Here is a 9,609-nt window from a genome sequence, read left to right as displayed (position 1 = left end):
GCAAATCCAAGGGCTGAGACAAGTCCAAGACCTAATAGAGATAGGGCTGAAGCTTTCTCACCTGTTTGTGGTAATTGGTGATGACGTGCGACACGTGAGTAAGTCGCTTTTTCACCTTTTTCACCTTTTTCACCAGTTTTTGGTAATTCAGCTTTTCGGTTTGATAAGTCAAGACCTTTAGCTAATTCTACTTGTTTCGGTGCTTTAGGTGCTTGGTTAACAACCTCAAGACCTTTAACTGGTTCTGATTTAACTTCAGTTTTAGCATCTTGTTTTGGTGCTTTAATTGCTGGTTTTGATTTAACAACATCAAGACCTTTAACTAGTTCTGATTTAACGTCAGTTTTAACGTCTTGTTTTGGTGCTTTAGTTGCCTGTGTTGTGTCGACAACATCAAGACCTTTAACTGGTTCTGATTTAACTTCATCAGATTTAGGTGTTGTGATAGCTTCTGACTTCTCATCTTTTACACCTTTATCTTGTTCTGATTCACTTGTCAATGCATGTTCAAGCGTATATCGTACTTTAAGGCTTTCATATTTAGACCTTGCTGCTTTTTCAAATGCTTTCGCTTCTTCATACGATGCTTGTGCTTTCGCAAGAGCGGCTTTCGCTGTTGTCTCTTTTGCTTGGGCTTCCGCTAACAAGGCTTCTGCTTTTGTTACATTCGCTTTTGCATTTACAATCGCATCAACACCTGCTTGTGCCTTGATAACGTCAGTCTTTGATGCACTTAAGTTCGCTTTGGCCTCTTCTAACACCTTATTGGCTTCTGATAAAGCAAGTTCGGCTGTTAATAATTTAGAATCTTCTAAATCAAATACTTTTTGCGCTTCTCGTAAGGCTTCCGCACTTCCACTTGCTTTCGCTTTGGCTTCTAACAAGGTTTTTGATTTGGTTTCTGCACTTGCTGTCAACGCTTTCAAGGTATCAATAGCTGATGACTCTTTAATTTTAGCACTTGATAATGCGTCTTGAGCTTTTACAAGATTGGCTTTTGCCTCGGTCAATTGACTTGGTGTGCTTCTCAAGGCTGTTAACTCTGATTTCGCTTTTGTGACAGTTTCTTTTGCAACGGTCTCTTGAACTTTAGCTGTTGTCAATGCTTCTTGGGCTGATTTCAAGGCGGTTTCAGCTACGGCTAAATTGCTCTTAGCTTGGTTCAATACGTCTTGTTTGTCGTCCAATTTAATTGGCGTCATTAATTTCGCATTTTTAGCTAGTGTTTCTTCATATGCTTTATGATTGTACTGTTTATAGTATTCAAGCAGTTGTGTATCTTGGTTCATTGGTGTGACAACCACATTAAATGTACGAGCACCGGGTATACCCTGACCATCTGATGTGGTATAGACATCATAGGCAAGTGCGTCATCTAGTAATACACTACGAGAATGCCCACTACTTTGATGCGTACCTTCATAAAGAAAATGATTGACATGGTAGTACATTTGTGTTAAAATCTCTTTAACAGTCATAGATTTTGGATTTGTATGAACCTGTTGAATTGTCTCTGCAGTTAATACTTGATGTTGCTTTTCTGCTTCAATATATCCAGGTGTGATCCACAACCATGATAACAATTCTCCACCTGGGAATTCTGATTTTGCGTTCATCGTATTAATGATATCCGGATCATGTGTTGGAATTGGTGTATCCGGACCGTATTTGGCCTTATACAGTGCTGTTTTTTCCCTGTTGTAATCATCAACCACTTGACTGTAGACAGCTTTTTTATGAATACCAAGGAATTCTCTTAATTTATTTGTATAATCGGTTACAAAAATATTCATCAAATCATGAATTTCTTTGGGTAAATGTTCAATATCATAGCGTGTTGTGTCATCGGTTTGGATGTTTAATGTTGCAGTTTCCGATAGATATTTGCCTTTTTTATCCATTAAATTATCAACTTTAACCATCGCATCATAATCGTCATTGACTGCTGCGTCATATAAAGCTTGTTTCATTTCGTCTGTTAGGATATCTTTATTAAATTTGATATCCCATGTCACTACACCTTTTGACGCTTCCGTTACTGCTGATTTTGCGGTATCAACACTTGCTTGGTTTTTTGTTACGGCTGCTTCAGCTGCAGCTACTTTAGTACCTGCTTCAGTAGCTTTTGCTTCTGCATCTGTTACTTTGTGTTCTGCTGCTGTTACAGCTTGCGCATGGGTTGCATCGACTTTTTCTGCTTCAACTACTGCTGTTTCCGCTTGAGATACATGCGTTTTTGCTGTTGCTACTTCTTGTGTTGCTTCTGTTACAGATTGTTTTGCGTCGTCAACAGATACCGTTTGTTTTTCCAAATCTGAAACTTTTTGGGCATCAGCATCCGCTGTTGCTTGGGCTCTTGTTAAATGAGACTGCGCTTCACTTACGACGGCTTCTTGGGCTGATACAGCTTGTGCTTGTGTATCCACTTTTGTTTGTGCTTCTACCATCGATGATTGAGCTGCGCCAACTTTTGCTTGTGCAGCATCTAAAGCCTGATTCGCAGCTTCTTGTGCTTGACTTGACGTGTCCACACTTTTAGCATCTGCCAAAGCCTTCTCTGCCTCAGATAAGGCTTTTTGAGTGTTCTCATAATTAGCTTGAGCATTTGCTTGAGCTTGTGAAGCAGTCTCACGCTGAGCAGTTGCCTGTGTCAACTCTTCTTGCGCAGAAGCTACTTGGTCAGCACTAACCGCTACTGGTGTGCTTGCACTTGTCGCTGTATTATCTACTGCTTTTGGTTCTGCTACTTCATCCGCAAAAGCATTAGCCGACAAAGCCACCGACGCCAAAAGGGCGCTTGATACTGTCAAGCTTTTTAATAGTCGTTTTTTTGTCATTTATTTTCTCCCAAATAGTGTGATATAAAAGATTTATCAATAGTATTTTACCCCCCCCGATTTTGTCAAGTGATTTTAAGCTTTTTTTATCTTTTTATGGCAAAAGAATAGGATAAGATAAGTAGTCTGAACGTGGTATTGCTATTTGAAAATGTTAGTTGAGATTATACCTCAAGAAGACTAGGACGCAACTCTATATTAACCACCCAACCATATTATCTTGAATTGAAGTCAGAAAAACACCTGCAAGCCGACTTTCGTAAACGGTCTGCCAACAACTTTTTATTCTATTATCAAACTTAAAAAGGAAGGGGATAATTCCACCTCCTTTTTTTGTATTTTCGCAAGCTGAGATTTATAATTGTTACTTTAGATTTTTTAAGTAAACCTCTTCGCTAAAACCGCGATTTTTCAAGCCTTCTTCAGCCATTTGAATCAAGTGAGCGCTTGCCACTTCTAGTTCTTTTTTATCCTCCTTAGAAATGGTCGTTCCCGCAAAAAGACGGCGCATCTTTCTATAGTCATGATTATATTTTTGATATAAAGAAAAGTTATCAAGGTAATCTCCTAATTTTTCGAGATTATTAAATAAACCGACATGAAATGCAACGGGAACAAAGTTTTTATCTAGAGATTGAGTACAAGTGCTTCTAAATTCAACCGTCCCCCTTGTTGTCAGGTCTTCGTAGTTATAGCTACGATGGTAATAAAAATCCTCCTCTCTAGGTGTTATGTTGATTTTATCACCTTGTAAATCGTAAGCTTCGATAATACTTTTTGAGAAATAATCTTTAGCTCTAATAGGAGAAAAATAGACCATTTTACCATCCCGCATGGTCGTGAAAAGACTAGTCCGATCCAGATAATTAATGAAATCATCAATTCCTGTGAAACGGCGAGTATAAAGCCCTGTATTTTCCATATGTTTGCCATGCATGGACTCTTCCCAAAAAATATCACGCGAGAGACGAGTATTCCAACCACTACCCCAAAATGTAGAATTAGCAAATAGATAAGCTTTGATAGGTTCTAGTTGATTAAAACGGTTGAGCGTTGGGATAAGCGTTTGCTTTGAAATATCAAGTTGCACTTGATTGCCACAGATAAAAGCACCGTAGTTTGGATAAGAATGAAACACACCTGTTTGTTCCTTATCTGATAAAGCGAGATAGGAAAGCAACATTTGGTAGCGAGGTAGGGCAACTGGACGATTATCATTGATAGCCCAATGCGGATGAACGCCCCAACCTTGCAATTCATGAGAATGATGATGAAGGTAAGGCTGGATGATTGTAAGGTAATTTTTAAAGCGTTTATCAACTTCTTGGATCGTCAAAGATTTTTTAAAGGCAAACTCTAAGATATTATAGGACACCTCAAAGAGGATAGAATCTCCAGAAATGGGCTCCATAATCTGCACATGCGCACCGTCTTCATCTTTCTTCACAGACTGAAAGCCATGTTGCTCTACCAAATAAGCGAGCAGTTCTTTTGAGACGGTAATGTCTGTGGCATTTCCCAACGTGTTGACAATAGGAAACTCGAACTCAACTCCTATATAAGCTTTAGGAGCAGTCTTAATCGGCTTAATGTAGCGATTGTATAACAATTCCTTAGAACGCATCTTGGCAACCTTTCACTTTTTCTTTTCTAAGTATTATACCATACTTCTCTTTATTATCAGAATATTTCGATGGCAAAAAAGCGCCGTAGCGCTTGTGTTTTAATCTAAGCCGACACGCTTAAAAACTTCATCAACACGTCTTGCGTAATAATTTGGATTGAAGAGTTCATCAATTTCATCTTGAGTGAGACGACTAGTAACCTTTTCATCTGCTTCCAAAAGAGGTTTGAAAGGTACTTGATTATCCCAAGAATAAGCGGTTTTCGGCTGTACCAAATCATAAGCTTCTTCACGAGTCATTCCTTTTTCAATCAAAGTCAACATAACACGCTGACTGTAAATCAAACCAAAGGTAGACTGCATATTGCGTAGCATATTTTCAGGGAAAACCGTAAGATTTTTTACAATATTGCCAAAGCGATTAAGCATGTAATCAATGAGAATCGTAGTATCCGGTGCAATGATGCGCTCAGCAGATGAATGAGAGATGTCGCGTTCATGCCAAAGAGCAACATTTTCATAGGCAGTTACCGCATGCCCACGAATAACACGCGCCAGACCAGTCATATTTTCAGAGCCGATAGGATTGCGCTTGTGAGGCATAGCTGAACTCCCTTTTTGTCCTTTAGCAAAAAATTCCTCTACTTCGCGTTGTTCAGACTTTTGCAGACCCCTAATTTCTGTCGCCATACGTTCAATAGAAGTTGCAATCAAGGCGAGTGTTGAAAAATACTCAGCATGAAGGTCACGTGGCAAGACTTGTGTTGAGATTTCTTGGGCACGGATACCAAGTTTATCACAGACATACTGCTCAACAAAAGGCGGAATATTGGCGAAATTACCCACAGCGCCTGAGATTTTACCAGCTTCGATACCTTCTGCTGCACGCTCAAAACGCTCTATATTGCGTTTCATTTCACTGTACCAAGTTGCAAGCTTGAGCCCAAAAGTTGTTGGCTCTGCATGTACACCATGAGTGCGCCCCATCATAATAGTGTACTTATGCTCACGCGCCTTATCTGCGACAATCTCTGTAAAACGTATCAAATCTTTGCGGATAATATTGTTAGCTTGCTTATAGAGATAACCATAGGCCGTATCTACCACATCAGTCGAGGTCAAGCCATAATGCACCCACTTACGCTCTTGACCTAGACTCTCAGAGACTGCACGAGTAAAAGCCACCACATCATGGCGAGTTTCTTGTTCTATTTCTAAGATGCGTTTTATATCAAAAGTAGCTTTCTCACGAATCCGAACGACATCTTCCTTTGGAATTTCTCCCAATTCAGCCCATGCTTCATCCGCTAAAATTTCTACCTCCAACCAAGCACGGTACTTGTTTTCTTCACTCCAAATGTTTGCCATTTCAGGACGTGAATAACGATTAATCATATTATTTATGCTCCTTCATTTAATTATTGTATGCCACTCAATTATTAATCCACAATTCATATCTGTATCATCTGAAAAAAATCAATTTCTCAGAAATCAATGCCTTTACCAAACTCTACCACTTCATCAGGGGCGTCACTAAACAAGGTCACATGTCCCATTTTGCGGTTATGCTTAGTTTCTGTCTTTCCATAAAGATGAAGATGAGCAGATGGGTGTGAACGAACAAATTCCTGAGCTTTCTGTATGTGCTGTCCAAGGACATTAAGCATAACAGCCGATGCATGCAGATGAACAGTGGGAAGTTCCTGTCCCAAAATACCTAAAATATGAGTATCAAACTGAGAAAAGTCGCAGGCTTCAATGCTATAATGTCCAGAATTATGTGGTCGCGGAGCAATTTCATTGACAAGAATATCATCTGCTGTCGCAAACATCTCAACACAAAGGCTACCCGAAAGTTGCAACCGCTCAGCAATTTTAATAGCCATTCGCTTAGCTTTTTCTGCTAATTTTTGTGAAATGCGGGCAGGCACGATAGTTTTAGAGAGAATATTATTCCGATGGATATTTTCTTGCACAGGAAATACAGTCACATCACGCCCATTTCCAGAGATGATGACTGAAATTTCAAGCTCAAAATGAATAAACTCTTCCAAAACACACTCAGATTGAGAAGCCAAGTCTCTAGCAGAAGCCAAATCTTTCTTACCACGAATAACGACTTGACCATGTCCATCATAGCCACCAGTTGCTGTTTTGAGAACATAGTTTTTAGAAAAATCAAGTTCATCTAGGTCTTCTGGAGACTTAATGACCTTGTAAGGAGCAACTCGTACTCCTACTCGATTAGAGAGGAAGTCCTTCTCAAAAATACGATTCTGAGAAATACGCAAAAGTTCTGTGCCTTGTGGCAACTGATCTGGTTTTATAACCTGATCCAAGCCATCAGCATCAACATTTTCAAACTCATAAGTCAGCACATCGCAACGCTCCGCTAGCTCACGTAAAGCTTTTACGTCGTTATAAGGTGCAACAATCATTTCACTAACACGAGATGCAGGACAATCTATTGTAGGATCAAGAGTCACAACCTTATGTCCCATGTAAATAGCAGCAATCGCCATCATCTGTCCTAGTTGACCACCTCCGATAATGCCAATAGTCTTAGATGAGTTCATCAGTTGACACCTCCGCAATTTTTCTTTGTTCTTCTGCAAAATTTGCTAGTTTCTGAGCAAGAGCTACATCTTCGATAGCTAAAATCCGCAAAGCAGTCAGCGCCGCATTGGTTGCACCTGCTTCTCCAATTGCCATCGTTGCGACAGGGACACCACCAGGCATCTGCACAATGGAGTAAAGCGAATCAAGCCCATTTAGAGCACGAGACTTGACCGGTACACCAATGACAGGCAAAGTCGTCTTAGCTGCAACCATACCTGGCAGATGTGCTGCCCCACCTGCACCTGCAATAATCACTTTTATGCCTCGATGGCGTGCCTCCTCAGCATAACGAAACATAAGATCTGGAGTACGATGAGCAGAGACCACCTTTTTTTCATAAGCAACACCGAATTTCTCCAACACTTGAGCTGTTTTCTGCATGGTTGCCCAGTCTGACTTGCTCCCCATAATGATAGAAATGATTGCTGTCATAGTGCTTTACTCCCAATATCTAATCTATAAAATAGTCCTGTTGTTTCTTGCTCTTTTAACTTTTTATATATAATCTCTTGTGCAGTCGCAACATCATCTGCTGTCGTGACTAGCATATAGACACGCCCACCATCTGATAGCAATCTCTTGCTATCTTCTGCAAATTTAGCGCCTGCGTAATAAGTTGTAATGTCTCCTGTTGTCTTTTGAGGTAATTGCACACCTTTTTCATACTGCAACGGATAACCCTCGCTAGCTACGACTACACCGAGAGTCACTCCTTTTTCTGCCCACTTGATGTCTGGAGTTACTCCATCTAAAATATCTGTAATATTCTGCGCAAAATCGCTGGTCAAGCGTGGTAAAATAACCTGAGTCTCAGGATCCCCAAATCGAGAGTTAAACTCAATAACCTTAGGACCATCCGCTGTCAGAATTAGACCTGCATAAAGAACACCTAAGTAGGGACGTCCTTCTGAAATCATCCCTTCAAGCACAGGTTTGATAATCGTGTCAATCGCAGTTTCAACGACAGATGGCGACAAGTGAGTAACAGGTGCATATGCCCCCATACCACCCGTATTTGGTCCTTTATCACCATCAAAAGCACGCTTGTGATCCTGTGCAGTAGGCATAATATAAAATTGTTCACCGTTGACAAAAGCAAATAGCGAAAACTCTTCGCCGTCCAAGAACTCCTCAATAACGACACGCGCACCACTATCACCAAATTTATTGTCCAAAAGCATATCGTGAGCAGCAGTAATTGCTTCGTCTACCGTCATAGCAACTACAACACCCTTGCCAAGCGCCAATCCATCTGCTTTAACAACAATTGGTGCACCTTCTTTTATGATATAAGCTTTAGCTGCCTCAAAGTCTGAGAAAGTTTCATAACGTGCGGTGGGCACACTGTATTTGGTCATAATAGACTTGGCAAAGTCTTTAGACCACTCCAGCTCTGCAGCAACTTTTTTCGGGCCAAAAGCTTTTAAACCAGCCGCCTCAAAATCATCTACAATCCCTGATGCTAAAGCATCATCTGGACCAATAAATGTCCAAGCAATATCTTGCTCCTTGGCAAAATCAATCAGCGCTGAATGTTCGGAAATACCGATATCCACTACATCCAATCCATCCAAAGTCATCCCATCGTTTCCCGGCGCAACAAAAACCTGACTCACTCCTTTTGAATCCAACAGTTTTTTCGCAATAGCGTGCTCACGTCCTCCTGAACCAACAACTAAAAGTTTCACAGTCTCACCAAAACACTTACCTAAAAAGAACTCATAAATGGGTATTATCCTCTTTTTAGGATTATCCTTTCAAATAACGAATTTTACGAGTTTATTATAACACATTTGTTCGTCTAAATCTATTGTAAACCAAAAGACCGAGGATAAATTCTCAGCCTTTAGTCTTTTTTAAAATGGTAATTCCTCCTCTTCCAAAACCAAGTCGACCAAATCAGCACCTGCATTATTTTCACGCATAGCACGCTGGGCACGACTCTCTAAAAGCTGGAAAGATGAAGCGAGTACTTCTGTAATGTAGTGTTTTTTACCATCTTTTTCGTATTTTCGTGTTCTCAGCTCGCCCTCCACCGTTATGAGACTGCCCTTACTTCCATAACTCGCCAAAGTTTCAGCTAAACGTCCCCAGACAACAACATTGATAAAATCCGCCTCACGTTCGCCATCTTGGCGTTTGAAACGACGGTTAACCGCCAGAGTCACACGTGTGACCGATTTATCATTAGATGTTTTGATCATTTCTGGTGTTGCTGTTAAACGTCCGATTAAAATGACTTTATTATACATATTTTTTCCTCCTACCTATCTATTCGGGAAAAATATTCTTATCAGACTTTTATTGCTTTTGAACTACAATTTCCCAAGAGGCGTCGCCAACCTGCTCAAAGCGAGTAACAGGATAACCATTTTCAGCCGCCCAGTTGGGGATACTTTCCGTCGCCTGAGTACAATCAAATCGAATTAAGAGTTCATCACCGATTTCCAACTCTGCCATTTTATTTTTCGCATCAATAAGCGGAAAAGGGCAAACCAAACCACCTGTTTCTAATCTTACTAAAGCCAT

At 40.4% G+C, this 9,609-nt stretch carries 8 protein-coding genes; all 8 read right to left on the bottom strand.

From position 1 onward, the window contains the following. On the bottom strand, nt 1-2,837 hold a 2,837-nt coding region (locus tag NXS10_RS07650; protein WP_259139226.1), incomplete at its 3' end, for an SEC10/PgrA surface exclusion domain-containing protein. A 364-nt stretch (nt 2,838-3,201) separates the two neighbouring features. Beyond that, nucleotides 3,202-4,461: a glutamate-cysteine ligase family protein gene (locus NXS10_RS07645; RefSeq protein ID WP_259139224.1), complete on the bottom strand. Its 1,260-nt coding sequence runs from the start codon at nt 4,459-4,461 to the stop codon at nt 3,202-3,204. Between the two features lie 99 nt (nt 4,462-4,560). Further along, nucleotides 4,561-5,856: an adenylosuccinate lyase gene (purB, locus tag NXS10_RS07640; RefSeq protein ID WP_259139223.1), complete on the bottom strand. Its 1,296-nt coding sequence runs from the start codon at nt 5,854-5,856 to the stop codon at nt 4,561-4,563. 89 nt (nt 5,857-5,945) lie between these two features. Then, a complete protein-coding gene (gene purK / locus NXS10_RS07635; RefSeq protein WP_259139222.1) occupies nt 5,946-7,037 on the bottom strand; it encodes a 5-(carboxyamino)imidazole ribonucleotide synthase in 1,092 nt (363 codons plus the stop codon). Beyond that, nucleotides 7,024-7,512 carry a 5-(carboxyamino)imidazole ribonucleotide mutase gene (gene purE, locus NXS10_RS07630; RefSeq protein WP_259139221.1) on the bottom strand — a complete coding sequence of 163 codons (489 nt, stop codon included), beginning with the start codon at nt 7,510-7,512 and terminating at the stop codon, nt 7,024-7,026. Before purE ends, purK begins: the two co-directional genes overlap by 14 nt. Beyond that, entirely contained in the window at nt 7,509-8,768 is a 1,260-nt protein-coding gene (gene purD, locus NXS10_RS07625) for a phosphoribosylamine--glycine ligase (RefSeq protein WP_259139220.1), read from the bottom strand. The genes purE and purD overlap by 4 nt, the downstream gene beginning before the upstream one ends. A gap of 168 nt (nt 8,769-8,936) precedes the next feature. Further along, nucleotides 8,937-9,332 (bottom strand): single-stranded DNA-binding protein, encoded by a 396-nt coding sequence (locus NXS10_RS07620; protein ID WP_259139218.1) that lies wholly within the window; start codon nt 9,330-9,332, stop codon nt 8,937-8,939. Nucleotides 9,333-9,381: 49 nt separating this feature from the next. Then, nucleotides 9,382-9,609 (bottom strand): sulfurtransferase TusA family protein, encoded by a 228-nt coding sequence (locus NXS10_RS07615; protein ID WP_259139217.1) that lies wholly within the window; start codon nt 9,607-9,609, stop codon nt 9,382-9,384.

It is taken from the genome of Streptococcus sciuri, assembly GCF_024814375.1.
Lineage (GTDB): Bacteria > Bacillota > Bacilli > Lactobacillales > Streptococcaceae > Streptococcus > Streptococcus sciuri.
Note: the sequence above shows the minus strand (reverse complement) of the source record. Positions and strands in the feature narration are given on the sequence as shown.